Raw genomic sequence first — 25861 nt, 5'->3', positions numbered from 1 at the left:
TTCTTGACAGGTTGATGAAATGTGTTATAATAGATCATGTGCTAAATAGCTTGTCTATTTCACCGAAAATTAAAATATAGAAAAGAGACTTATAAAAATGGCAGTTAAAATTCGTTTGACTCGTATGGGTTCTAAGAAAAAACCTTACTACCGTATCAACGTAGCAGATTCACGTTCACCACGTGATGGACGTTTCATCGAAACAGTTGGAACATACAATCCACTTGTTGAAGAAAACCAAGTAACTTTGAAAGAAGACCGCGTCCTTGCATGGTTGGCTGACGGAGCTCAACCTTCAGATACAGTTCGCAACATCCTTTCAAAAGCTGGTGTGATGAAGAAATTCCACGATTCTAAATTCTCAAAATAATTTTTTAAGTAGGTTGATGTATGGATACGATTGAAAATCTCATTATTGCAATTGTGAAACCCTTGATTTCACAACCGGATGCCTTAACCATCAAGATCGAAGATACTCCTGAATTTTTGGAGTACCATCTTGACCTTGATCCTAGCGATGTTGGTCGTGTAATCGGTCGAAAAGGTCGCACCATTTCTGCGATAAGAACGATTGTCTACTCTGTCCCAACTGAAGATAAAAAAGTAAGAATCGTTATTGACGAAAAATAAAAAGGCGGGACTCTGTCCCGTTTATTTGTTGCAAGGAGAAGCTATGAAAGAAGTGACCATTCGGCAATTACAAGCCTATTTAAAAGAACATTACAAAGACAGTCGTACGGAAGAAGGTCTGTTTATCAAGCTTGTCGAAGAGATTGGGGAAGTGGCCGAGGTCTTAAATGGTCGTTCTGGACGAAAAGAAGGGGTTCAGGACTCAAATGAGGAATTGGCCAAAGAACTGGCTGATATCATTCACTATACAGTCGCTATCGCAGCTATCAATGACATCGACCTCACTAAAACCATCTTTGAAAAGGATAAAACAGCAGCTGTCAAATACCAGCACGAGAAGGATTTGGAGCAGTTTCTAGCAGAAAAGAGCATTTGAGAAAATCCCTTGAACGTGATAAAATAGAGTGAATAAACTACACTGGAGAAATCATGAATTATTTTAACGTTGGGAAAATTGTCAATACCCAAGGCTTACAAGGAGAGATGCGGGTCTTGTCTGTGACAGACTTTGCGGAAGAGCGTTTTAAAAAAGGAGCTGAGTTGGCTCTCTTTGATGAGAAGGATCAGTTTGTCCAAACGGTGACCATTGCTAGTCACCGCAATCACAAAAACTTTGATATCATCAAGTTCAAGGATATGTACCATATCAATGCCATCGAGAAATTCAAAGGCTTTAGCCTCAAGGTTGCGGAAGAAGACTTGACGGATTTGGAGGATGGCGAGTTTTATTACCATGAGATCATCGGCCTTGATGTTTATGAAAATGACCAGCTAATCGGCCAGATCAAGGAAATCCTGCAACCAGGTGCCAATGATGTCTGGGTGGTAAAACGTAAAGGCAAACGTGACCTTCTCTTGCCCTATATCCCACCAGTAGTCTTGAATATTGATATTCCAGGAAATCGAGTGGATGTAGACATCTTAGAAGGGTTAGACGATGAAGATTGATATTTTAACCCTCTTTCCAGAGATGTTTTCGCCTTTGGAGCACTCGATCGTCGGAAAGGCGCGTGAAAAGGGACTTCTCGAAATCAACTACCATAATTTCCGTGAAAACGCAGAGAAAGCCCGTCATGTGGATGATGAACCTTATGGTGGCGGGCAGGGCATGCTCTTACGCGCTCAGCCAATCTTCGATGCCTTTGATGCCATCGAAAAAAAGAATCCGCGCGTGATCTTACTGGATCCTGCCGGTCGGACCTTTGACCAACCTTATGCAGAAGAATTGGCTCAGGAAGAAGAATTGATCTTTATCTGTGGTCACTATGAGGGCTACGATGAGCGGATCAAGACATTGGTGACAGATGAGATTTCTCTGGGGGATTATGTTTTGACGGGTGGTGAGCTGGCTGCCATGACCATGATTGATGCGACAGTCCGTTTGATTCCAGAAGTGATCGGAAAAGAGTCCAGCCACCAGGATGACAGTTTCTCGTCTGGACTTCTAGAATATCCTCAATACACACGGCCTTATGAATACAGAGGAATGACAGTTCCCGATGTTCTCATGAGTGGTCATCATGAAAATATCCGTCAGTGGCGACTTTATCAAAGCTTGAAAAAGACCTTGGAGCGTCGCCCTGACCTGCTAGAACATTATGACTTCACACCAGAAGAAGCCAAGATGATAGAGCAAATCAAACAGGAAGAAGAGTAACAGCGTCAGCTGTTTTTCTTTTCCCTTAAATTTTATTGAAAAATCTTATTCAATGCACTAGTTATTGGTAACAAAATGTGGTATGCTAGGAAGGTGAAAAAATTCGAGATAGGATTCGGTTTTGGGGGTGAGTTTATGGGAAAGAAATTAGGAAAATCGGTTTTCACGACGGGGGTTGCTGCGACGACCTTGCTATCAGGTTTGTTTAGCCACAAGGCGCGTGCGGAAGAGATGCAGCAAAGTGATACAACAAAGACCAATAGTACTGAAGTTGTGGATAAACCTGCTTCAGTCGATGAATTGAAGCAAATTACAGCTCAAAAAGGGCAAGTGTCCAAGGATGTTCAATACCAAGCACAAAAAGTATCTGAGGCCCAAACAGAGGTCAAAACAGCTGGCCGAGAGCTAGATGAGAAAAAGACAGCAGTGACAGATGCTGAAAACTTGGTCGTGACCACTTCAGATACGCAGATTAGGGATGCGGAAAATGGTGTCAAAGTTGCACAAGCTTATGTGACCATTGAAGAAGACAAGGTTCGAGAGGCTGAAAATGCGCATGCTCAGGTCTCGGAAGCAGTTCGCCAGCAAGAAAACCAGGTGACGGCTCAGGAATCTTTGGTCGATGTTGCGGAAAATGAATGGAAAAAAGCCAAGGCGCCAATTTCGAACGATGAACAGGTTTTGCAACAAGCCCTGCTTGAGCAAAGTCAAGTTGAACGAAGCATTCGGGAATCACAGCAGTATCTTGCTTCTATACAAACCAGCCAACAAGAAGAAACAGACTTAGTTGGTCATCTAGAAGGTGAAATCCAACGTGCTCAGATCCACTTAGAAGACCTGAAAGCAGTCATTAACACCAAGGAAGCAGAATTGGTGGCTATTGAGCAAGCAGCTGCAAATAGTCCTGTCCAGCTCAGCCAAGCCAGTTACGAGAGCTACTTGCAAGTCTTAGCCAATCAAGGTAACGACGCAGCAGCAAGTGCCTTGGCACTCTACAAACGCGGCCGTGAAGAAGACGGCATTACGGTGGGTGAATCTAGCTCTCTCCATGCCAACTTGCGCGCCCTTGAAATCGCAGATGCTATCAATACTTACCGTCGCAATGCGGGTCTTGCGGAGCTTGAAATCGATCCTTATTCCCTTCCTGCTAGCCAAATTCAGCTAGAATACTTTAAAAAAGCCAACTGGCATATGTTCAAGTATCTGCCTAACGAGAACATTGCCTATGGTTTTTCACCTGCTGGTGCGGTCGATTTTTGGTACAACGAAAAGGCGGCCTACCAAGAAGTGGCTGCTCAGTTTGACCTGTCAATAGATGAAACACAGATCGATGCCAATGCTATTTATATGAAGATCGGGGCTGAAGCCTTTGCCAAGGTGGGGCACTACCTTCAAATGATGGACAATAAAGCCACAGCTTTGTCCGTCGCTTACGATCCGTCCAATGCCATGTCTGAAGCAGCCTTCATACACACACCGGTAACTTCAGCTGTGACGACGAGTGCTTTAGCTTATCGCCTTCGTCAAGGAGCTGGAGCTACAACGACAAGAGCAGATGTGAAGAGCAAGGCAGATGAAGTCGCTTCGCTCAAAGTAGATAAGAGCAACCAAGAGTCTCAAATCCTCCTTCTAGAAGGAAAGCTAGCGGATGCTCGCCATACTCTTGCTAATCTGGAAGTGGAAAAAGGAACCACTCAACAGACCATCCAACATTACAAGATCCTTCTTGTGCAAAAAGATGCGGCTGTCGAAAAAGCCCAAGCGACGCTTGCCGTGTCACGCAATCGGATCGAATCATCCATTCAGCCAAAAGAAGAAGCACTTCAAAAGGCCAAAGATTTGTTAGCTGCTGCGCGTGAGAAATTAACTTTGCTGAAGGAAGAGGAGGCGCAGAAAGCTCAGGTGGTCCAAGAAGCGCATGGTCATCTGAAGGCAGCTCAAGAAAAACTAGAGGATGCACAAAAACGTCTCTCAGACCTGCAACATGCACCAGAATTGCTGATGCAAGCCCAGTCTGACCTGCTAGCTTCTGTCGCCAATCTGGAGAATAAAAAGGATACACTAGAGGCTGAATTTGCAACCTTGCAGTCTTATCATCAGACTATCGAACAATTGAACTCCCGGTATGAGGAACTAGCCTCTCGCATTGAGCCAACTGTTTTGAAAGCTGCAGATCTGCCAAGTGATATTCGCTCCAGCAATCCGACAACCCTGTCAGATGCACCGACTCTTCTTCCGCCAAGTGACAGCCATTCACAAGTCCAGCATGAAGTTGCTCAAGCGGCGCCAAAACAGGAAGCAAAAGTTGAAGTGATCAACCCTAAAAAAGCAAACAGTCAAGCTCCAGAAGGAGCAGATAACAGTAAAAATGTTCTCGTAGCGACGACAGGTGTACTAGTCGGGCTTGTAGCTGGATTATTCGGCTTCAAGAAGAAAAAGCAACATACAAAAATTGATTAAAACATACACCTATACATGTGTGAACATAGAAAAAGTCAGGATAATCCATTCTGGCTTTTTTGCTATTTTTAAAAAAATGAAAGAAAATGACAGAAAGTGATAATTTTTTGTTGACAAAAAATATAAATAGAGTATAATAGGTCTTGTAATCGATTGCAAAGGAGGAGCAATGCTTAAATCTGAACGAAAACAATTCATCCTCGAAAAGGTGCTAAAGGAAACCTTCGTTTCCTTGGATACCCTTGTACAAGAGCTGGGAACGTCTGAATCGACTGTCCGACGAGACTTAGATGAGTTAGAGGCTGAAAGCAAACTTCGCCGGGTTCACGGCGGTGCGGAAAGCCTGCACTTTCTCCAAGAGGAAGAAAGTAATACAGAAAAATCTATCAAAAACATCCAATTTAAGTCAAAGATAGCCTTGAAAGCAGCAGAGATGATCCAAGATCATGATGTGATCTTTATCGATGCTGGGACGACCAATGAGCTACTGGTACAAGAAATTGTAAATCCAACGGTAACGGTGGTGACCAACTCGATTCACCACGCAACCAAGCTGGTCGAGCGCAATGTTCCGACAGTGATCATCGGTGGCAAGGTCAAATCTTCCACTGATGCCAGTATCGGAGGGATCGCGCTCAATCAGATCGGTCAGTTGAACTTTGACAAGGCCTTTCTTGGAATGAATGGAATCGATGATGACTATTACAGCACTCCGGACCTGGAAGAAGGGTCTGTCAAGCGTGCGATTATCGAAAATGCAAAAAAAACCTATATCTTGGCGGATGATTCTAAGATTGGTGTGACATCTTTTGTCAAAGTGGCTCCGATCAAGCGAGCTGTCATTATCACCAGTCAGTGTGATCCGCAACGATTGCAGGTTTTAAAAGAAAAAACGGAGGTTATAGAGGTTTGATTTATACAGTTACACTGAATCCAGCGATTGACTATATTGTTCGTCTCGATCATGTAGAGACAGGCGCAGTCAACCGGATGGCTTCAGAGGATAAATTCGCCGGTGGTAAAGGGATCAATGTTAGTCGTGTTTTGAAACGCCTCGCTATTGAGAACACAGCGACTGGATTTATCGGCGGCTTCACAGGCCGTTTCATCGAAGATGTCCTAAATAATGAAGCTATCTCTACCAATTTTGTTGAAGTGGACCAAGATACACGGATCAACGTCAAGATCAAAGCTGATCAAGAAACAGAGATCAATGGAAATGGTCCAGAAGTGACAGAAGCTCAGTTGCAAGAACTACTCAAGATTCTATCTAGCTTAAGTGCAGATGATGTCGTTGTCTTTGCAGGATCTGCCCCATCTTCACTTGGAAATGCCATTTACAAAGAACTAATCGCAACAACTCGTGCGACAGGGGCGCAAGTCGTTTGCGACTTCGAAGGCCAAACCTTGATTGATTCCTTGGAGTTCAATCCTCAATTGGTCAAACCCAACAACCATGAGCTGGGAGCCATTTTTGGAGTAACCTTGACGGAGTTGCCAGAAATTGAACGCTATGCCAAAGAAATCTTGGCCAAAGGAGCACAAAACGTCATTATTTCCATGGCGGGGGATGGTGCTCTCCTTGTCAGTCCAAGTGGTACCTACTTTGCCAAGCCTATCAAGGGTCAAGTCAAGAACTCAGTGGGAGCAGGTGACTCTATGGTAGCAGGCTTTACTGGGAAACTCGCAACGACGGGTGATGTCATCGAAGCCTTCAAATGGGGAGTGGCTTGTGGCACAGCGACCACCTTCTCAGATGATTTGGCGACAGCGGACTATATTAAAGAAACTTATGAAAAAGTAGAGGTAGAAAAACTATGAAAATTCAAGACGTTTTAAATAAAAACGTGATGTTGTTTGACCTTCAAGCAACAGACAAAGAGGGCGTGATCAATGAGATGGTCCAATCGCTCGTTGACAATGGTGTGGTGACAGATTTTGAGACTTTTAAAACTGGTATCATGAACCGTGAAGCACAAACTTCAACCGGTTTGGGTGAAGGGATCGCTATGCCTCACAGCAAAAATGAAGCAGTCAAAGAAGCAACAGTCTTGTTTGCAAAATCAAACAAGGGTGTGGATTACGCATCACTTGATGGTCAACCAACAGACCTGTTCTTCATGATCGCAGCTCCAGAAGGAGCCAATGACACTCACTTGGCAGCCCTTGCTGAATTGTCTAAATACTTGATGAAACCAGGTTTTGCGGACAAACTTCGCCAAGCAAGCAACCCAGATGAAGTGATCGCAACTTTTGATGCAGAAGAGCAAGAAGCAGTCGCAGAAGAAGCGAAAAAAGCCGAAGCAGCCAAAGAAGCCGTATCTTCTGACAAACCGCTCATCGTTGCCGTTACAGCCTGTACAACTGGTATCGCCCACACTTACATGGCAGAAGAAGCCCTCATCAAAAAAGGGGAAGAAATGGGTGTTACAGTTCGCGTTGAAACCAACGGTGCATCAGGTGTCGGCAACCGCTTGACCGCTGAAGAAATCGCAAAAGCTGAAGGGGTCATCATTGCTGCAGATAAGGCAGTTGAAACCGCTCGTTTCGATGGTAAAAAATTGATCTCTAAACCAGTCGCAGCCGGTATCCGTCAAACCGAAGAATTGATCCAAACGATCTTGGATGGCAAAGCAGATGTCTTCCACGCAGAAAATGCGGCAGAAGCAAGCACTAGTCAAGAAAAATTGAGCTTAGGTGGAGCCTTCTACAAACACCTGATGAGTGGGGTTTCTCAAATGCTTCCATTCGTTATCGGTGGTGGTATCTTGATCGCCCTTGCCTTCTTGATTGACCAAATTCTTGGGGTACCTCAAGATCAATTGTCGCATTTAGGTAGTTACCACGAATTACCTGCTCTATTAAAAGCAATAGGTGATACTGCTTTTAGTTTTATGTTGCCTATCCTAGCTGGATTTATTGCATATTCAATTGCTGAAAAACCAGGTTTAATTGCTGGATTTGTGGCTGGTGCTATTGCAAAAGCAGGTCTTGCATTTGGAAATATTGTCGTTTATGCAAAAATTGCTAAGTTGGATCCAAAAGCAGCTGAAGAAGCGATTATGAAGATTATTTCACATCAGGTGTCATCAGGTTTCCTCGGCGCTCTCGTTGGTGGTTTCTTAGCTGGTGGAATTGTTTTGTTAGTTAAAAAATACGTAAAGGTTCCTCGTTCGCTTGAAGGTGCAAAATCAATTTTATTGATGCCTCTAATTGGTGTGGCATTAACTGGATTTGCAATGCTTGCTGTAAATATTCCAATGGCAGCAATCAATACTGGTCTGAATAACTTCCTTACAAGCTTGTCAGGGAGCTCAGCAGTCCTTCTTGGTCTTCTTGTCGGTGGTATGATGGCTGTCGATATGGGTGGACCAGTTAACAAAGCAGCATATGTCTTTGGTACAGGTACTCTTGCAGCCACATTAACTTCAGGTGGTTCAGTAGTTATGGCAGCCGTTATGGCAGCTGGTATGGTTCCTCCATTAGCGGTATTCGTGGCAACAGTCTTATTCAAAGATAAATTCACACAAGAAGAACGCGATTCTGGTTTGACAAACATTATCATGGGTCTTTCCTTCATCACAGAAGGTGCCATTCCATTCGGTGCAGCTGACCCAGCTCGTGCGATTCCAAGCTTTATCGCAGGTTCAGCTTTGACAGGTGCCCTTGTTGGTCTTGCAGGCTTGAAACTCATGGCACCTCACGGAGGGATCTTCGTTATCGCCCTTACATCAAATCCACTTCTTTACCTCGTATTCGTATTGATCGGTGCAGTCGTAAGTGGTATCTTGTTCGGATTGCTTCGCAAACCTAAAAACTAAGCATATCTAAAAGGTTGGGTCTTCCTAACCTTTTTTATTGACCAAAAACACCAACTAGTGATGAAGTTGCGGATCTCTATAGATTTCGATATGATAGTAAAAAGCATTTTTTCTTGGAGGAACAATGAGAAAAAAGAAGAAATACCTTATTTTGGGAATACTAGTCATGATCCTATCAGGAGGGACAATCATCGGCTTACAACATCCAAATTTGTTTTCAAAAAAGATCTATCCAACAAAGCATGTCAGTAGCAAAGGACAACAGTTAGAAGAGGTAAAGAAACATGGAAAAGAAATCGAAGATTTTGTAAAATCTCAAAGTCCTAAAGTTGAATCTGTTCAGATCGCTTGGGATGAAACGCAATGGGATGAGATAGGAAATGGTACGCCACAAGGAGGTGGCGAAATTGTTATGGTCTTTGGAGGCTTTAACCATATCCAAAATTCAAGTTGGAGTGTTTTGGTCTATTTAAAGGACGGTAAAAACGGCGAGAAAGATGTAATCGAAGGAATTGGTAGCGGTAGTCCACTTCGTGTAGAAGGAAAACTTTTTGACGAGTAGCCTTCTAAAAATTTTTCGAAATTTATTAGATTCTTAGTTGGGAAGGAAAAAATAAATGAAAAAGAAATTAATCATTGCTAGTTCATTGATTTTAGCCATTGCGGTTGCAATGTTTGGCTTAGCGACCTATCAACATCACCAGCAACAAGAAAAAGCCAAGCAGGAGCGTGAGAAATACGAGAACTATGATTACTATACAGGTCAGTGGGAAATCGATTCTTATAAATACTTGGATGATGGACGAGGAGTTGTAGTACACTGGAAGTCTCTAACACCAGAAGAAGATAAGTTATTTGCCAAGTACAATCCAGAAATAAGCGAAAATTATTTAGGTGTGCATGGGGCATCTAATGAACGCTATATTATTCGTCAGAATATAAAAAGATTAAAGAATATGCCAACAATGTCTTTTCCAAAAGATGATTCTGAAGGTTATTTCAAACTTTCAATCTATAAAATACAAGATCACACCTTACAAAAAGAAGATCTAGACCTTTATCGTTTTGTAAAAAAATATAATAAGACTTATAAGCCAGTAGAAATTGGAGCGATTGTTGAAAAAGATGGAAAAGATTACCTACCTATCGAAACCTATCAAAGCACTGGAGGGAAAGTAAAAACCAAATATCTTTGGTTAAATCTAGAGACCAAGCAAATTGAGTGGGAAGATACGAAAATGCAACGAAATAATCGTCAAGATATTTTTGTAGATTTAGGTAAATTAAGAGATAGAATTTCAGAAACTACGGATAATCTTAGTACGACAACTGGGGTTGATAGTGTAAATCAAAATATGCTATCTTTTAGAAAAAATGTATTAAAAAATAGTGTACTAGAGACAAAAGATCCAAAAGCCTATCAATTACTAAGTGAAAAGGACTCTCAAATTTATATCTTATTAGACTCAAAATTTGAAGATGATACAGTCTACGGCAATGTCCAACAGTTTATTGACTTGTACCAACTCTTTGTTCCTGCTAATACCAATCTCTATGAAGGAATTACGATTCCAGCAGAATTGAGTAAAGATGGACAAGTACATCAAGTAAATACCAAGGATGAGTTTGACAGATATTATGACGTACAAAAGGATAATGAGCTAAACAAGCAACGTCAGGCTTTGGTCGAGCGGAACTAGGTATTCTTTGTTTATAAAGGTCGGTCACCCGGCCTTTTCTTTTTCTGATCCTCAAAACTGACATCATCCTGAAATGGTATCTTGATCTGAATTATGGTATAATAAGCATAACGCATATTTTTAGGAGAATAAAAATGGATATCCAACGTGAAAAAGAATTTGTCAGCCAATACCACTATGACGCTCGTAATTTTGAATGGGAAAAAGAAAATGGCATTCCTGAAACAAAGGTGGATGTGAACTTTCAATTAATCAATCGTGATCAACAACAAAACACAACTTCTTTGATTGTGATTTTGAGCTACATGATTGTATTTGATGGTTTTGTAATCAGTGGAACCATCACTCAGATTAACCACTTGATTGGACGTTATGTTAATGAACCAAGCGAATTCAGCAAAGATGAAGTGGAAGAATTGGCTCGCCCTTGCTTGAATATGCTCAACCGTTTGACCTATGAAGTCACAGAAATCGCCCTTGATTTACCAGGGATTAATTTGGAGTTTTAATCGATGAAATTAGCAGTGATCACGGATTCGTCTGCCTATTTACCGCAGGATGTGATCCATCACGACGACTTATTTATTTTAGAGATCCCGATCTATATCGATGGGGAGTCTTATGTAGAAGGGAAGAACTTGACGGAAGCGGAGTTCTACCAAAAGATGGCTGCATCTAATGAATTGCCAAAGACCAGCCAGCCTAGTGTAGCCGAGCTAGAAGAAATCTTAGCTGGATTGACAGCCAAAGGGTATACGCATGCCATTGGTCTCTTCTTGTCATCCGGGATTTCTGGCTTCTACCAAAATATCCAGTATTTGAAGGATGAATTTGAAGGCTTGACCGTCGAATTTCCGGATTCAAAAATCACCAGTGCTCCTTTAGGAATGATGGCTGAAAATTGCTTGAAATGGGCCGGTGAGGGTCGTTCGTTTGACGAGATTGTCGCACATGTGCAGACGCAAATCGATGGAACTGGTGCCTTTATCATGGTGGACGATTTGGACCACTTGGTCAAAGGGGGCCGCCTCTCAAATGGTGCTGCTATCATTGGTAATCTTTTGAGCATCAAGCCGATCCTTTACTTTAATGACCAAGGGGTCATCGAAGTTTTTGAAAAAGTCCGTACGGAAAAGAAAGCGATCAAGCGCTTGGTGGAAATCGTTGATGAAGGGATTACGGGAGGGCATTTCCAAGTCTTTATCATCCATGCCAATGTACCTGAAAAAGCCGAAGCGCTTCGCCAACTGTTGGTGGCTGATGGTGTGGAAGGAGAGATTCCGTTTGCGACTTTTGGTGGTGTTATCGGGACTCACCTTGGAGACCATAGTATAGCAGTTGGGTATATTCCCGTCATTTAAGGAGAAATCTATGTCAATTAAAGTCATTATTGCAGGTTTTAAAGGAAGAATGGGGCAAGCAGCCTATCAGATGGTGTCAGGAGATCCTGAGCTGGAGTTGGCAGCCTTGATTGATCCATTCGCAGAAGAGACAGATGTCGCAGGAGTTCCTGTCTTTAACCGCAAAGAAGATCTTGTGGGTCTAGAAGCAGATGTTTGGGTGGATTTCACCATGCCAAAGGTGGCTTATGAAAATACTCGCTTTGCAGTTGAAAATGGCTTTGCGCCTGTTGTGGGTACGACTGGCTTTATCCCTGAGCAGATTCAAGAATTGACAGAGCTTTCTCGCGACAAGGGCTTGGGTGGCTTGATTGCACCGAACTTTGCTATTGGAGCTGTGCTCTTGATGCAATTTGCAGCGCAAGCAGCCAAGTATTTTCCAAATGTGGAAATCATCGAATTGCACCACGATAAGAAAAAAGATGCACCGAGTGGAACAGCGATTAAGACAGCTGAGCTGATCTCAGAGAATCGCGAGAAAATCCAGCAAGGTGCAGTAGATGAAGAAGAGTTGATGCCTGGAGCTAGAGGGGCTAATTTTGAAGGGATGCGCATCCATTCGGTTCGATTGCCTGGCCTAGTGGCTCACCAAGAGGTGATTTTTGGTAGCCAAGGTGAAGGCTTGACTCTCCGCCATGATTCCTACGATCGTGTTTCCTTCATGACAGGAGTAAATCTAGGAATTAAAGAAGTTGTCAAGCGTCATGAGCTTGTTTATGGTTTGGAACACTTACTATGAGATTAGAAAAGATGCCTTCTGAGTTTCAGGAGGCTTTACCAATATTAGAGAAGATAAAGTCTGCGGGCTTTGAAGCCTACTTTGTCGGCGGATCGGTTCGGGATGCCCTTTTGGAGCGCCCGATTCACGATGTCGATATTGCCTCTTCTGCCTATCCTGAAGAAACCAAGGCCATCTTTGATCGTACAGTGGATGTTGGCATTGAGCATGGGACGGTTCTGGTCCTTGAAAATGGGCAGGAATATGAAATCACCACTTTTCGGACGGAGGATGTCTATGTAGATTACCGCCGCCCTAGCTCCGTGTCTTTTGTACGCTCTCTGGAAGAAGACCTCAAACGCCGTGATTTCACGGTCAATGCTTTTGCCTTGAATGAAAAAGGAGAGATTGTCGATCTCTTTGATGGCTTAGAAGATTTAGAAAATAAACTTCTACGGGCTGTAGGAGTCCCTCACGAACGCTTTCATGAGGATGCTTTGCGAATTATGCGGGGCTTTCGTTTTCAGGCCAGTCTCGGCTTTGATCTGGAAGAAGCAACGTTTGACGCCATGAAGGAATGTGCTCCTTTGCTAGAGAAGATCTCTGTTGAGCGCACTTTTATTGAGTTTGATAAGCTCTTGCTTTCGCCCTACTGGAGACAAGGCTTGGAGGCTATGATGGTAAGTGGAGCTTATCACTATCTGCCAGAGATGAAGGATCGCAAAGAAGCGATCGAGCGTTTGTTTGACTTAGAGCTGGAATTTACTTTTACCACCTCTGAGCAAGCCTGGGCAGCCTTGGTCTTGGCATTGGAGATTCAAGATATTCCCAAGTTCATGAAATGTTGGAAGACCTCACGTGATTTTGCAAAGACTGTGGAGCGGATCGTGGAAATCTTAAATATCCGTCAAAAGAGAAGTCTAGATAAGCGAGATTGCTACAAATACGACAAGCGTTTGTTGCTACTAGCGGAAGAATTACGGGAGGCTTCTGAATTAAGTGTCGATTACCTAGCGATTGAGCAGGTCTATGACAGCCTGACTATTCATGATAAGCACGAGGTTGTGGTCAATGGTGGGATGCTGATCAAAGACTACGGTTTTCAGTCTGGGCCTGCTTTGGGAGACATTTTGACAAAAATTGAATATGCCATTGTCGATGGGGAATTGGCCAATGACAAAGAGGCTATCCTGACCTTTATTCAGCAACTCAAAGAGGAGGAAAAATGAGCGATTTTATTGTCGATAAATTAACCAAATCTGTCGGAGATAAGACCGTATTTCGTGAGATTTCCTTTATTATCCACGATTTGGATCGGATCGGTCTGATCGGGGTCAATGGAACCGGAAAAACCACTCTGTTAGATGTCTTGTCCGGTCGCTCTGGCTTTGACGGGGATGTTAGTCCTTTTTCTGCAAAGAGTGATTATACAATTGGCTACTTGACGCAGGAGCCTGATTTTGATGATCAAAAGACAGTGTTGGATACAGTATTGTCTAGCGATTTGCGGGAGATGCAGCTGATTCGTGACTATGAGCTTTTGATGGCCAATTACCGAGAGCAAAACCAAGCTCGTCTTGAAAAGGTGATGGCAGAGATGGACTCGCTTAATGCCTGGGAGATCGAGAGTCAGGTCAAGACCGTTCTTTCTAAGCTTGGAATAGAAGACTTGAATGCCAAGGTTGGGGATCTATCTGGTGGCTTGCGTCGTCGGGTGCAACTGGCACAGGTTTTGCTGTCTCACCACGACCTGCTTTTACTAGATGAGCCAACCAACCACCTGGACATTGATACCATCGAATGGTTGACCAATTTCCTGAAAAACTCTAAGAAAACCGTCCTCTTCATTACCCACGATCGCTATTTCTTGGATAATATCTCGACACGGATCTTTGAGTTGGATCGGGCTTGTTTGATTGAGTACCAAGGCAATTACCAGGATTATGTCCGTTTAAAGGCTGAGCAAGATGAGCGTGATGCGGCCCTTCTTCATAAGAAGCAGCAACTCTATAAGCAGGAGTTGACCTGGATGCGGCGTCAACCTCAGGCGCGTGCGACCAAGCAACAGGCGCGGATCAATCGTTTCCATGATCTTAAGCAGGACTTGTCTGGTCAAAGTAGTCAGACGGATTTGGAGATGAACTTTGAGACCAGCCGGATCGGAAAGAAAGTGATCGAGTTTAAAGATGTGAGTTTTGCTTTTGAAAATAAGCCGATTTTACAAGACTTTAATCTCTTGGTGCAAAACAAAGACCGGATCGGGATTGTTGGGGACAATGGGGTCGGCAAATCCACTCTTTTGAATCTTATCGCTGGGAAACTCCACCCTCAGAGTGGGCAAGTCATTATTGGTGAAACAGTTCGGATCGCTTATTTCTCTCAACAAATCGAAGGATTAGATGAGAGCAAGCGCGTGATCAATTTCTTGCAGGAAGTGGCTGAGGAAGTGAAGACGAATGTTGGAACCACCTCTATCGCGGATCTCTTGGAGCAATTCCTCTTTCCGCGCTCGATGCACGGCACCTTGATCGAAAAAATCTCCGGTGGGGAGAAGAAGCGTTTGTATTTGCTCAAACTCTTGATCGAAAAGCCCAATGTGCTTCTCCTCGATGAGCCGACCAATGATTTGGACATTGCCACGTTGACAGTTCTGGAAAACTTCCTCCAACACTTTTGTGGGCCCGTCATTACCGTTAGCCACGACCGCTATTTCCTAGATAAGGTCGCTAGTAAAATCCTCGCTTTTGAAAATGGGGGCATTCGTGAGTTCTTTGGCAATTATACGGACTATCTGGATGAAAAAGCCTTTGAAACAGCGCAAGCAGCAACCAGTCCTAAGCTTGAAAAAGAGAAAACGGCCAAACCCAAAGAAGAGAAAAAACGCATGAGCTACATGGAAAAGCAGGAGTGGGCCAGCATCGAAGCAGATATCGAAAAAATCGAACAGCGGATCGCAGAGATCGAAGCCGAGATGAATGAAAATGGATCAGACTTTGGCAAGTTATCAACCCTTCAAAAGGAGTTGGACCAAGCCAATGAAGACCTGCTTGAAAAATACGATCGCTACGAATATCTCAGTGAACTAGACGAATAAGGAGGCACTATGAATCCATTAAACCGGATATCCCTTGGGATTTCAGCAACTATCTTTACCTTGATTGGTCTTGTCTTATTTATCAATCCGATTGAGCATATTGGCTCCTTTAGTTGGTTGATTTCATGCGGATTCTTTCTGATCTCGCTTTCGCGATTTTTCCGTTATTTTCGCTATCGTCAGGTCGGCATCATCAAGCAGCAACAGCTCTTTCACAGTATGGTCGCTCTAGTCTTTGCAGTCTATCTGCTCCTTTATGGCTACCAAACGCTCCCAATTGTTTTTCCAGTGACCTTAGGGATCTGGTTGATCTACAGAGCTGTACTCAATTTCAAGAAAGCTAATTTCTACTCAGGAAAGATCGAAGAGTTGGCCAAGCGCTTTATCTTTTTCGCCTTGATTCAACTCTTTATCGGCCTGTTTTTAATTGTAAGTCCATTGTCTATCAGTGTTTTTCTGCTGAATATCATTGGCTTGATCTTTTTATTCTTAGGATTTCAGTCCTTTAGCCTCTTATTAAGAAAATAAAAAAATGCATTGCAAACCTTTTCCTTTGGCAGAAAGTCTGCTATAATAAGGGAGAAGCATTGACGCGATTCGAAAGGAGAAACAGATGTCAAAAAAGATTATCGGGATTGACCTTGGAGGTACTTCCATCAAATTCGCCATTCTCACCTTGGATGGAGAAGTGCAAGAAAAATGGTCTATCAAAACAAATATTTTGGATGAAGGTAGCCATATCGTAGACGATATGATCGAGTCTATCGCTCATCGCTTGAAATTGTTGGGATTGGATGCTGCTGAATTCCAAGGAATTGGAATGGGTTCACCAGGTGTTGTGGACCGCGAAAAAGGAACCGTTATCGGTGCTTACAACTTGAACTGGAAGACTCTTCAACCAGTCAAAGAAAAAATCGAAAGTGCGCTTCATATTCCATTCTTCATCGACAACGATGCCAACGTTGCTGCCTTGGGTGAACGTTGGAAAGGGGCTGGTGAAAACCAACCGGACGTAGTCTTTATGACACTTGGAACAGGTGTTGGTGGCGGTATCGTCGCTGAAGGACGCCTCTTGCACGGGATCAAAGGTGCGGCTGGAGAGCTTGGCCACATCACAGTTGATTTTGATGATCCAATCCAATGTACTTGCGGTAAGAAAGGTTGTCTTGAAACCGTTGCTTCTGCTACAGGGATTGTCAACTTGACACGTCGCTATGCAGATGTCTATGAAGGAACTTCTCAATTGAAAACCTTGATCGACAATGGTGAAGAAGTGACAGCCAAGATCGTCTTTGACCTTGCAAAAGAAGGAGACGCGCTTGCCTTGATCGTCTACAAGAACTTTGCTCGCTACCTAGGTCTTGCGATTGCCAATATCGGCTCCACCTTGAACCCATCCAAGATCGTAATCGGTGGTGGGGTATCTGCTGCGGGTGATTTCCTTCTTGATGGTGTGCGCAAAGTCTTTGAAGAAAATGCCTTCCCACAAGTACGCGAATCAACTCAATTGGCGCTTGCTACGTTGGGAAATGATGCTGGTGTCATCGGTGCAGCATCGCTTGTATTGCAATAAGAAAAAATAGGAGTCCAGCCAAAAGCTCGGATCTCCTTTTTTTCTTGACCTATGATATAATGAAGGCAATAGTAGATTCAAGGAGTTTTTATGACAAAAGCAGATACTATATTTAAGGAAAACATTCGAAAAATCATGGAAGAAGGGGTCTGGTCAGAGCAAGCCCGTCCCAAGTACAAGGATGGCAGAACGGCTAATTCCAAATATATCACAGGTGCTTTTATGGAGTTTGATCTCGCTAAAGGCGAGTTTCCGATCACGACCCTGCGTCCCATCGCCATCAAATCCGCGATCAAAGAGATGCTCTGGATCTACCAAGACCAGTCTAATAGCTTGGATCTTTTAGAAGATAAGTACAATGTTCATTACTGGAATGACTGGGAAGTAGGGGATAGTCGCACCATCGGTCAGCGCTATGGTGCTGTGGTCAAAAAGCATGACATCATCCACAAGATCCTCAAGCAATTAGAAGCCAACCCTTGGAATCGGCGCAATATCATCTCGCTTTGGGATTATGAAGCCTTTGAAGAAACCGATGGTCTCTTGCCATGTGCCTTTCAAACCATGCTGGACGTGCGGCGCGTGGACGGGGAGATCTATCTGGATGCGACTCTGACCCAGCGCTCCAATGATATGCTGGTGGCCCACCATATCAATGCCATGCAGTATGTAGCCCTTCAGATGATGATCGCCAAACACTTCGGCTGGAAGGTCGGCAAGTTCTTTTATTTCATTAACAACCTTCATATTTATGATAACCAATTTGAGCAAGCAGAAGAATTGCTCCGACGAGAGCCTTCAAATTGCCAGCCACACCTGGTCTTGAACGTGCCAGATGGGACGAATTTCTTTGATATCAAACCAGAAGATTTTGAACTGGTAGATTATGATCCAGTGAAGCCACAGTTAAAGTTTGAACTCGCGATTTAGTGATAAATCAAGGTTTTTTGATGCCTGTATTTACGGGTAAAATTGTTTTAAATTTAAAATTATTTCAGCTAAAAATTTTTACTCATTTTTGAGTCAAAACATTTTGAAAATCGTTCGGGTTTTGTTAAAATAGATAAGGTTTGGAAAAAACTAAACAATTTTAAAAAGAATGTTAATTTATAGATAAATATGGAGGTCCATTGAATGGGAAAAGACTTATTTAATGATCGTATTAGCAGATTCTCAATTCGTAAATTGAATGTGGGTGTTTGCTCAGTACTTTTGGGAACACTTGTCATGGTGGGAACCGCTGCAAGTGCAGCCGCAGATGAGCAGTCAGATTCGAAATCAAATAGTGCCGCAGCTGTGACGCCAGCTCCAGAAGCACAGGCTACATCAACAGCCGCAGCAACTTCAGCAACATCAACTGCACCAGCATCATCGACTTATGATGCAAACGCAGCAATCACTGCACCAGCGTCTACAAGTTCCGCTTTAAGCACGAGCACAGCAGCATCTGCTGCCTCAAATGCACCGGAAACATCAACAGCTGCAACAACACCAAGACTAGAAGTAACTACGCCAGAAAATAAGGCGGTAGAAACAACTTCAACAAGTGCAGATAAAAAAGAAGCACCAACTCTTTCAGCTGGACAAGGTGTAACACCAAATAATACAGTAGCAACGGAAGAGACAGCTAATACACCTCGTCGTCGTAGCCGTCGTTCTATCGGTGATCCAAATGATCCAAACCTAATTGGAGATGATGTCCAAGATGCCACTTCAACTCCTAAAGAAGCAAAACCAGGGTTCACAACAAATATCAAAGCTACTGACTTGGCTAGCCAAATCTCTTGGTTGGACTTTGGGGATACTGCCAATTGGAAAGGGACTACCACGACATCGAGTGGGAATCTTGCTCTTCAAGTAGGGTCTGCCTATACTAAGGAAATTATGCCGGGTTATGTGGTAACCATCAAAGTTAAATCTTTGAAGCCTTTCCAAGCGACAGAAATTTACAAAAAGCGTTTAGAAGACCGAGGAGCGACAGCTGCTGGAAAAGCGACCTATGATCCAAATGCCAGAAATGGTTATGTGAATGGGGCTACTGGAAATAATACGAAAGCAGCTTTTGCTGCTGGTGAAGAAGCCAAAGTTGTTGCCGAAGCTCAAAACCAATGGACCGAAATACGAAAAGAAGGCATCAATACTGGGACTAAAAAAACAACCATCAGTGCTGAGCTTGACGGGGGTAATATTGGGGTTCAGTTTGAAGTTTCGGCTACTTTCCGTGGCAAGAACGTCAAACCTGCTATTGTCATGGCAGATGGTGAGTCCGCTAACCCAGGTGAATTGGTACTATTCACCACAAACGGAGAAGGTTGGCAACACATTGGGGAATGGTTAAAGAACAATAATAAAAATACGAAAACTTATATTCCACAAAATACAGACAATTTATTTGGTTCAAACCCTTCCACTAATATAAATGGCATGAATCTTTATAGGACCAACCTTGATCAACTTCGACGTTCAAATCAAGTCGGACCAGACAAAAAAGAGGTCGCTTGGAAGTACTTTGGAAGTGCCGATTTAACAACTGGTGGTCTTGGAACAGGAGTCTTCGGACCAAATATTTCTTCAAGTGATGTTGCTGTTCCTCTTGTGATGACAAAAGGAGCTTCTGAGATAGGTCTGTACATTGCTTCAGGTGGGAAACAATCCGCTATGTTCGGTTTCTTCCCGCTTGATGAAGGGGATGCACCAGCGTCTTATGGCAAGGCGATCCACTCTATCGCAACGGTTGATGGAGTGACCGGTAAAAAAGTCAATCAACCTTATCTTGGTCACTTGAGTCCTGATATGGATGAAAACAACGCACTTGATTGGTTTGGGGATGACAAGGCGACGACAGCTGACGAAGGAGTTGATCAATTGCTCCCAGCTGACCTCAAAGGGACGACCAATGAGATGATTAAGATGGATCGTACCCATCCAGGGGACTACACGATTACGGTGGAAGCTCACACAGATGGGGCTCCCAAAGCTTATATTTATGGTTGGATTGACTTTAACCAAAACGGAACCTTTGATGAAGACGAACGCTCTGACTTGGCTACTATTCCCAAGGATGGTGCTGTTACCTTAAAATTCACTAAGAGCAAAACCTATATCGATCCTAGCGTAACTGAGTTAGGTGTTCGTGCTCGGATTGCTAAGGATGATAAATAAATTGAAAGCCCAACGGGAATGGCCTTCTCAGGGGAAGTGGAAGACTTCAAGACCCAAGTAACCCACCCACCAAAAGGGGAAGTCAAGGAAACAACGGGTCCTCAATTTGAAAAACAAACTGCTACTGTAGCCTTTACGGCTCGTGGTCTCTATAAGTATAGTCTGACAGATAAGGCTCAGATTGATGAGACAGTTGCTCCTCAGATGGTGGACAACCGTACAGGTCAAGTCGTAACACCAGGAGCCGATGGTTACTATGCTGTGGCCGGTCAAGGTAAATACAAGATCACGCCTAACGGAACTTCAGTAGATGTGGAATTCATCCCAGAAGATCACTTCCTAGGAACTGCAGATGGTATTTCAATCCGTCGGACAGATACCAATGGTTATGACACTGGTTGGTCAACGAAATTCCCAGACAACGAAGCCAATGTCGATACAGCCATCCATACCATGGACGGTCTTTACATCCCGACTGTAACGCCAAAAGACATCGAAGGCGAAAACAAGACGTCTACTGATGTACAAGGAGCAACCCAAACTGGTACACCAACCTTTAACGTAGTAGGAACGAACTTAGATGGTAATAAGGTTGCTATCACTCCAAGTGCGCTATATCCTGCTAAATTGGTAGACCCAGCAACTGGTCAACCGACAAATGCGCTTTCTGTTAAGGTGGCAGGAGAAGGAACTTACACTATCGATGATACGACTGGTCAAGTGACCTTCGTTCCAGAACCTGGATTTACAGGAACTGCAAATGGCATAACGGTTTCACTTTCTGCTCCAGTCGGACGAGACAAAGATGGTACGATTCGTGATGAGTACGTTAAGACAGCGACTGCTAAGTACACACCAACTGTGACACCAATTACCGTTACTCCTACAAATAAGGTTTCTGAAGACATTCAAAATGTTCCTCAAACTCAAACACCAACTTTCGATTTGAGCAATGATAAGACAGCTCAAATCACCAGCAAGAAATTGGTGGACCCAGCGACTGGTCAACCAACTGATGCAACAACTGTAACCGTAGCAGGAGAAGGTAGCTATACTATCGACCCAACGACTGGAGCAGTTACATTTACTCCAGAAAAAGATTTTGTCGGAACTGCTAAAGGTGTAACGGTCCAAGCAACTGCTACAATTACAAATGCGAACGGTAAGACTGCAACGATCACATCTGATGCAACTTACACACCAACTGTAGTGCCTGCTAAACCAACTGCACAACCTGCTACATCTAAGGACATCCAAGGTGCAACTCAAACGGGTACACCAACCTTTGCTGGAACAACTGTTCAAGTAAATGGTCAAAACAAACCTGTAACCATTAAAGCAAACAGCTATAAACTTTTGGATAAAGATGGGAATGAAGTAACTGGTACAACACCAGCCTATGCGGCAGATGGAACAACTGTTATTGGTAACTTCTCAATCGATCCAGCAACTGGTCAAGTCACCTTCACACCAACGGATAAATCCTATACCGGTGCAGTTACACCAGTGAAAGTTCAAGCCGAAAGCTCAAACGGAATCAAGGTTGATACAACTTACACACCAGAGATTGTCCCTGTAACTCCAACAGCAACGCCAGCTGAAACCACTGATATTCAAGGTGCCACTCAAACAGGCAAACCGAAATTCCAAGGTGGAACGGTAAACGTTGACGGCGTTGAGAAGACAGTAGCGATCAATGAAGCTGTCCCAGCAACCTTCGATGATGGTACAAAAACTAAGACAGTTCCAAATGTAGGTACTTACACAGTAGCAGCAGATGGTACAGTCACCTTCGTTCCAGAAAAATCATTCATCGGAACTGCACCAGCAGTAACTGTTGTGCGTGAAGACATGAACGGAACCAAGGCTCAAGCGACCTACACACCAACTGTAACACCAGTGAAACCGACAGGTACTCCGGTAACTTCTACAGATATCCAAGGTGCCACTCAAACAAGTAAGCCAGTCTTCACTGAAGGCGATAGCCGTGTACCAATGGACGATACCGTTCCTGCAACCTTTGAAGACGGATCAACGACGAAGACAGTCGATGGCGTTGGTACTTATACAGTAGCTCCAGACGGAACGGTTACATTCAAGCCACTTCCTACTTATGTTGGAACACCTGAAGGCGTAACTGTTAAGCGTGTCGATAAGAACGGTACACCAGCAACAGCTAAGTATACACCAACTGTAACTCCAGTGAAGCCAACTGCTGTGGATGTTACTTCAAAAGACAAACAAGGCCAAACCCAAACAGGTAAACCTGTCTTTACTGCAGGAACCCCAAGTGTGCCAATGGACGACACTGTAGCAGCAACATTTGAAGATGGATCAACTACCAAGACCATTCCAGGTGAAGGAACATACACAGTAGCACCGGACGGAACTGTCACCTTCGTTCCAGAAAAATCATTCACAGGAGTGGGAACAGGCGTAACTGTTAAGCGTGTGGATAAGAACGGTACTCCAGCAACTGCTAAGTACACCCCAACTGTAACTCCAGTAACACCAACGGCAACACCAGCTACATCAGAAGCACCTCAAGGTGTGGTTCAAACTGGAACTGTAACCTTCACCGAAGGTGACCCAGTTGCCCCAATCGATAAGGATACCATTACCCTTCTTGACGAAAATGGCCAACCAGCTGCTTCAGTAGTTGCGAAATCACCAGAAGGTAAAGAGATCGGTACTTACACAGTTGATAAGACTACCGGAGTTGTCACTTTCACACCAACTGATAAATCATACTCAGGTGAAGTCGTTCCAGTTAAGGTTCAAGCCAAAGATACAAATGGCACACCAGCTGAAACAACGTACACACCGAAGATTACGCCAGTCGTGCCAACTGCGGAACCTGCAACATCTACTGATATCCAAGGTAAGACACAAACAGGTAAACCAACCTTCACCGAAGGAAACCCAAGTGTCCCAATGGATGATGACGTGCCAGCAACATTTGAAGATGGATCAACTACCAAGACGATTCCAGGTGAAGGAACTTACACAGTAGCTCCAGATGGCACAGTCACCTTCGTTCCAGAAAAATCATTCACAGGAGTAGGAACAGGCGTAACTGTTAAGCGCGTGGACAAGAACGGTACTCCAGCTACAGCTAAGTATACACCTACTGTAACTCCAGTGAAGCCAACTGCAGAACCTGCAACGTCAACGGATAAACAAGGACAAACCCAATCAGGTACTCCAACCTTCACACCAGGAAATCCTGATGTGCCAATGGATGACACGATTCCAGCAACCTTTGACGATGGATCAATTACCAAGACCATTCCAGGTGAAGGAACATACACAGTAGCACCGGACGGAACAGTCACCTTCGTCCCAGAAAAATCATTCACGGGAGTGGGAACAGGCGTAACTGTTAAACGTGTGGATAAGAACGGTACTCCAGCAACTGCTAAGTACACACCAACTGTAACTCCAGTTACTCCAACCGCAACACCAGCTACATCAGAAGCTCCTCAAGGTGTGGTTCAAACTGGAACTGTAACCTTCACAGAAGGTGACCCAGTTGCCCCAATCGATAAGGATACCATTACCCTTCTTGATGAAAATGGCCAACCAGCTGCTTCAGTTGTTGCGAAATCACCAGAAGGTAAAGAGATCGGTACTCACACAGTTGATCAAACAACAGGTGTTGTCACCTTCACACCAACGGATAAATCATACTCAGGTGAAGTCGTTCCAGTTAAGGTTCAAGCCAAAGATACAAATGGCACACCAGCTGAAACAACGTACACACCGAAGATTACTCCAGTAGTTCCAACTTCTGAAGATGCAACATCTACAGATGCCCAAGGTCAAACACAATCTGGTAAACCAACCTTCACACCTGGTAACCCTGCAATTCCAATGGATGATGATGTGCCAGCAACCTTTGAAGATGGATCAACTTCCAAGACGATTCCAGGTGAAGGAACTTACACAGTTGCTCCAGACGGAACAGTCACCTTCGTTCCAGAAAAATCATTCACAGGAGTGGGAACAGGCGTAACTGTTAAGCGTGTCGATAAGAACGGTACTGAAATCACAGCTAAGTACACACCGACAGTAACTCCAGTAACACCAACAGCTGAGCCAGCAACATCTACAGATATCCAAGGTGCAACTCAAACAGGTAAGCCTAAATTTACTGAAGGCGATAGCCGTGTACCAATGAACGATGATGTACCTGCAACCTTCGATGATGGTTCAACTACGAAGACTGTAGACGGTGTTGGTACTTACACAGTAGCAGCAGATGGAACAGTTACATTCGTCCCAGAAAAATCATTCGTCGGAACTGCACCAGCAGTAACTGTGGTACGAGAAGACGTGAACGGCACTAAAGCCCAAGCAACTTACACACCAACTGTGACTCCGGTAACACCAACTGCTGATCCTGTAGCATCGACAGACATCCAAGGTCAAACCCAAACAGGTAAGCCAAACTTCACACCTGGTCACCCAAGTGTGCCAATGGATGATGATGTACCAGCAACCTTCGAAGATGGTTCAACAACGAAGACCATTCCAGGTGAAGGAACTTACACAGTAGCTCCAGATGGAACTGTAACCTTCGTTCCAGAAAAATCATTTACAGGTAAAGGTACCGGTGTAACAGTCAAACGGGTAGATAAGAATGGTACACCAGTGACCGCTACATACACACCAACTGTAACGCCAGTTGCTCCTACGGCAGAACCAGTAACTTCAATTGGAAACAAGGGTCAAACCCAAACAGGCAAACCAGTCTTCACAGAAGGCGATAGCCGTGTTCCAATGAATGACAAGGTTCCAGCAACTTTTGACGATGGCTCAACAACTAAGACCATCCCAGGTTTTGGTACTTACACAGTAGCAGCAGACGGAACTGTAACCTTCACACCAGAACCAGAATTCACAGGAACTGCACCTGCTGTAACAGTGGTTCGCGAAGATGTAAACGGAACAAAAGCTTCTGCAACTTACACACCAACTGTCCTTCCAATCACTAAGTTTGTTGATAAAGAAGGTAAGGAAATCCCAGGATATCCTACAGTTGATGGAGAAGAACCAAAAGCTGAAATTCCAGGTTACCGCTTCGTAGAAACGAAGAAATTACCAAATGGTGATACAGAGCATGTCTACGAAAAAGTGACAACTTCACACGTAGATGAAAATGGTAAACCAATTCCAGGTTACCCAACTGAAGATGGCGAACAACCGAAGAAAGACATTCCAGGTTATGACTTTGTGAAAACTGTAGTTGATAAAGATGGAAATATCCAACATATCTACAAGAAGACAGTAACACCAAGTCCAATGCCGACTCCAACTCCAACACCACAACCGCAACCAAGACCAGAAGAACCAACTGTTCCAGTCGTTCCAGAAACGAAAGAAGAAGTGACTTATATCGATCCTCAAGATCCAACAGCCCAACTTCCAAATACTGGTACAAAAGAATCTTCTACTGCTGGTCTAGCAATCTTTAGTGCTCTAGCAGGTCTCTCATTATTTGGACTTGCCAAACGCAAAAAAGAAGACTAAGCTCGATTGTGGCTAAAGAAACCGCGAAATCCTCGCGGTTTTTTTCTGTTTTTCTCTGAAAAATATCCGCTAAACTAGATAGTTGAAATCAGTCTTTTAGAAGAAAATTTGATA

21 protein-coding genes are annotated in these 25861 nt (G+C 43.8%); all 21 read left to right on the top strand.

Annotation, left to right across the window (positions count from 1 at the left end):
* Positions 1-97 precede the first annotated feature (97 nt).
* The 21 genes from rpsP to BTU61_RS09550 all read left to right on the top strand — a co-directional run bounded on the left by rpsP (position 98) and on the right by BTU61_RS09550 (position 25747).
* Positions 98-370 (top strand): 30S ribosomal protein S16, encoded by a 273-nt coding sequence (gene rpsP, locus BTU61_RS09645; RefSeq protein WP_003007475.1) that lies wholly within the window; start codon positions 98-100, stop codon positions 368-370.
* Positions 371-390: 20 nt separating this feature from the next.
* The gene (gene kphA, locus BTU61_RS09640) at positions 391-630 is read left to right on the top strand and encodes an RNA-binding protein KphA (RefSeq protein ID WP_003001620.1); all 240 of its coding nucleotides are present in this window, start codon (positions 391-393) and stop codon (positions 628-630) included.
* A gap of 43 nt (positions 631-673) precedes the next feature.
* Entirely contained in the window at positions 674-1006 is a 333-nt protein-coding gene (locus BTU61_RS09635) for a MazG nucleotide pyrophosphohydrolase domain-containing protein (RefSeq protein WP_200773343.1), read from the top strand.
* Positions 1007-1059: 53 nt separating this feature from the next.
* On the top strand, positions 1060-1578 hold the full coding sequence (rimM, locus tag BTU61_RS09630) for a ribosome maturation factor RimM (RefSeq protein WP_049472536.1): 519 nt from the start codon (positions 1060-1062) through the stop codon (positions 1576-1578).
* On the top strand, positions 1568-2287 hold the full coding sequence (gene trmD / locus BTU61_RS09625; protein ID WP_200773342.1) for a tRNA (guanosine(37)-N1)-methyltransferase TrmD: 720 nt from the start codon (positions 1568-1570) through the stop codon (positions 2285-2287). Before rimM ends, trmD begins: the two co-directional genes overlap by 11 nt.
* Positions 2288-2422: 135 nt before the next feature.
* Positions 2423-4747, top strand: a complete 2325-nt coding sequence (locus tag BTU61_RS09620) for a CAP domain-containing protein (protein ID WP_200773341.1) — start codon at positions 2423-2425, stop codon at positions 4745-4747.
* Between the two features lie 169 nt (positions 4748-4916).
* A complete protein-coding gene (locus BTU61_RS09615; protein WP_200773340.1) occupies positions 4917-5660 on the top strand; it encodes a DeoR/GlpR family DNA-binding transcription regulator in 744 nt (247 codons plus the stop codon).
* Positions 5657-6568, top strand: a complete 912-nt coding sequence (gene pfkB, locus BTU61_RS09610) for a 1-phosphofructokinase (RefSeq protein WP_200773339.1) — start codon at positions 5657-5659, stop codon at positions 6566-6568. Before BTU61_RS09615 ends, pfkB begins: the two co-directional genes overlap by 4 nt.
* Positions 6565-8568 carry a PTS fructose transporter subunit IIABC gene (locus BTU61_RS09605; protein WP_200773338.1) on the top strand — a complete coding sequence of 668 codons (2004 nt, stop codon included), beginning with the start codon at positions 6565-6567 and terminating at the stop codon, positions 8566-8568. Before pfkB ends, BTU61_RS09605 begins: the two co-directional genes overlap by 4 nt.
* Positions 8569-8692: 124 nt before the next feature.
* Positions 8693-9130, top strand: a complete 438-nt coding sequence (locus tag BTU61_RS09600; protein WP_200773337.1) for a hypothetical protein — start codon at positions 8693-8695, stop codon at positions 9128-9130.
* A gap of 55 nt (positions 9131-9185) precedes the next feature.
* Entirely contained in the window at positions 9186-10268 is a 1083-nt protein-coding gene (locus BTU61_RS09595; RefSeq protein WP_200773336.1) for a hypothetical protein, read from the top strand.
* 134 nt (positions 10269-10402) lie between these two features.
* Positions 10403-10777, top strand: a complete 375-nt coding sequence (locus BTU61_RS09590; RefSeq protein ID WP_200773335.1) for a DUF1149 family protein — start codon at positions 10403-10405, stop codon at positions 10775-10777.
* Between the two features lie 3 nt (positions 10778-10780).
* On the top strand, positions 10781-11629 hold the full coding sequence (locus BTU61_RS09585; protein ID WP_200773334.1) for a DegV family protein: 849 nt from the start codon (positions 10781-10783) through the stop codon (positions 11627-11629).
* Positions 11630-11639: 10 nt separating this feature from the next.
* Positions 11640-12407, top strand: coding sequence for a 4-hydroxy-tetrahydrodipicolinate reductase (gene dapB, locus BTU61_RS09580; RefSeq protein ID WP_200773333.1), 768 nt, complete (start codon positions 11640-11642; stop codon positions 12405-12407).
* Positions 12404-13615: a CCA tRNA nucleotidyltransferase gene (locus tag BTU61_RS09575; protein WP_200773332.1), complete on the top strand. Its 1212-nt coding sequence runs from the start codon at positions 12404-12406 to the stop codon at positions 13613-13615. Before dapB ends, BTU61_RS09575 begins: the two co-directional genes overlap by 4 nt.
* Positions 13612-15480: an ABC-F family ATP-binding cassette domain-containing protein gene (locus tag BTU61_RS09570; RefSeq protein WP_200773331.1), complete on the top strand. Its 1869-nt coding sequence runs from the start codon at positions 13612-13614 to the stop codon at positions 15478-15480. Before BTU61_RS09575 ends, BTU61_RS09570 begins: the two co-directional genes overlap by 4 nt.
* A gap of 9 nt (positions 15481-15489) precedes the next feature.
* Positions 15490-16008: a hypothetical protein gene (locus tag BTU61_RS09565; RefSeq protein WP_187539907.1), complete on the top strand. Its 519-nt coding sequence runs from the start codon at positions 15490-15492 to the stop codon at positions 16006-16008.
* Between the two features lie 85 nt (positions 16009-16093).
* Positions 16094-17053: an ROK family glucokinase gene (locus tag BTU61_RS09560; protein ID WP_200773330.1), complete on the top strand. Its 960-nt coding sequence runs from the start codon at positions 16094-16096 to the stop codon at positions 17051-17053.
* A gap of 90 nt (positions 17054-17143) precedes the next feature.
* Positions 17144-17983: a thymidylate synthase gene (locus BTU61_RS09555; RefSeq protein WP_200773329.1), complete on the top strand. Its 840-nt coding sequence runs from the start codon at positions 17144-17146 to the stop codon at positions 17981-17983.
* A 204-nt stretch (positions 17984-18187) separates the two neighbouring features.
* Entirely contained in the window at positions 18188-20215 is a 2028-nt protein-coding gene (locus tag BTU61_RS10390) for a CshA/CshB family fibrillar adhesin-related protein (protein ID WP_420882257.1), read from the top strand.
* A gap of 18 nt (positions 20216-20233) precedes the next feature.
* Complete coding sequence (locus tag BTU61_RS09550) at positions 20234-25747, top strand: LPXTG cell wall anchor domain-containing protein (RefSeq protein ID WP_420882256.1); 5514 nt, start codon at positions 20234-20236, stop codon at positions 25745-25747.
* Positions 25748-25861: the final 114 nt, after the last annotated feature.

Source organism: Streptococcus lactarius (assembly GCF_016642265.1).
GTDB classification, from domain to species: domain Bacteria; phylum Bacillota; class Bacilli; order Lactobacillales; family Streptococcaceae; genus Streptococcus; species Streptococcus lactarius.
This window is presented reverse-complemented; position numbering and strand designations above follow the sequence as displayed.

Excerpts from the sequence above, each read along its gene's own strand:
- rpsP (WP_003007475.1), top strand. The coding sequence starts at position 98 with ATGGCAGTTAAAATTCGTTTGACTCGTATGGGTTCTAAGAAAAAACCT.
- kphA (WP_003001620.1), top strand. The coding sequence starts at position 391 with ATGGATACGATTGAAAATCTCATTATTGCAATTGTGAAACCCTTGATT.
- BTU61_RS09635 (WP_200773343.1), top strand. The coding sequence starts at position 674 with ATGAAAGAAGTGACCATTCGGCAATTACAAGCCTATTTAAAAGAACAT.
- rimM (WP_049472536.1), top strand. The coding sequence starts at position 1,060 with ATGAATTATTTTAACGTTGGGAAAATTGTCAATACCCAAGGCTTACAA.
- trmD (WP_200773342.1), top strand. The coding sequence starts at position 1,568 with ATGAAGATTGATATTTTAACCCTCTTTCCAGAGATGTTTTCGCCTTTG.
- BTU61_RS09620 (WP_200773341.1), top strand. The coding sequence starts at position 2,423 with ATGGGAAAGAAATTAGGAAAATCGGTTTTCACGACGGGGGTTGCTGCG.
- BTU61_RS09615 (WP_200773340.1), top strand. The coding sequence starts at position 4,917 with ATGCTTAAATCTGAACGAAAACAATTCATCCTCGAAAAGGTGCTAAAG.
- BTU61_RS09605 (WP_200773338.1), top strand. The coding sequence starts at position 6,565 with ATGAAAATTCAAGACGTTTTAAATAAAAACGTGATGTTGTTTGACCTT.
- BTU61_RS09600 (WP_200773337.1), top strand. The coding sequence starts at position 8,693 with ATGAGAAAAAAGAAGAAATACCTTATTTTGGGAATACTAGTCATGATC.
- BTU61_RS09595 (WP_200773336.1), top strand. The coding sequence starts at position 9,186 with ATGAAAAAGAAATTAATCATTGCTAGTTCATTGATTTTAGCCATTGCG.
- BTU61_RS09590 (WP_200773335.1), top strand. The coding sequence starts at position 10,403 with ATGGATATCCAACGTGAAAAAGAATTTGTCAGCCAATACCACTATGAC.
- BTU61_RS09585 (WP_200773334.1), top strand. The coding sequence starts at position 10,781 with ATGAAATTAGCAGTGATCACGGATTCGTCTGCCTATTTACCGCAGGAT.
- dapB (WP_200773333.1), top strand. The coding sequence starts at position 11,640 with ATGTCAATTAAAGTCATTATTGCAGGTTTTAAAGGAAGAATGGGGCAA.
- BTU61_RS09575 (WP_200773332.1), top strand. The coding sequence starts at position 12,404 with ATGAGATTAGAAAAGATGCCTTCTGAGTTTCAGGAGGCTTTACCAATA.
- BTU61_RS09570 (WP_200773331.1), top strand. The coding sequence starts at position 13,612 with ATGAGCGATTTTATTGTCGATAAATTAACCAAATCTGTCGGAGATAAG.
- BTU61_RS09565 (WP_187539907.1), top strand. The coding sequence starts at position 15,490 with ATGAATCCATTAAACCGGATATCCCTTGGGATTTCAGCAACTATCTTT.
- BTU61_RS09560 (WP_200773330.1), top strand. The coding sequence starts at position 16,094 with ATGTCAAAAAAGATTATCGGGATTGACCTTGGAGGTACTTCCATCAAA.
- BTU61_RS09555 (WP_200773329.1), top strand. The coding sequence starts at position 17,144 with ATGACAAAAGCAGATACTATATTTAAGGAAAACATTCGAAAAATCATG.
- BTU61_RS10390 (WP_420882257.1), top strand. The coding sequence starts at position 18,188 with ATGGGAAAAGACTTATTTAATGATCGTATTAGCAGATTCTCAATTCGT.
- BTU61_RS09550 (WP_420882256.1), top strand. The coding sequence starts at position 20,234 with ATGGCCTTCTCAGGGGAAGTGGAAGACTTCAAGACCCAAGTAACCCAC.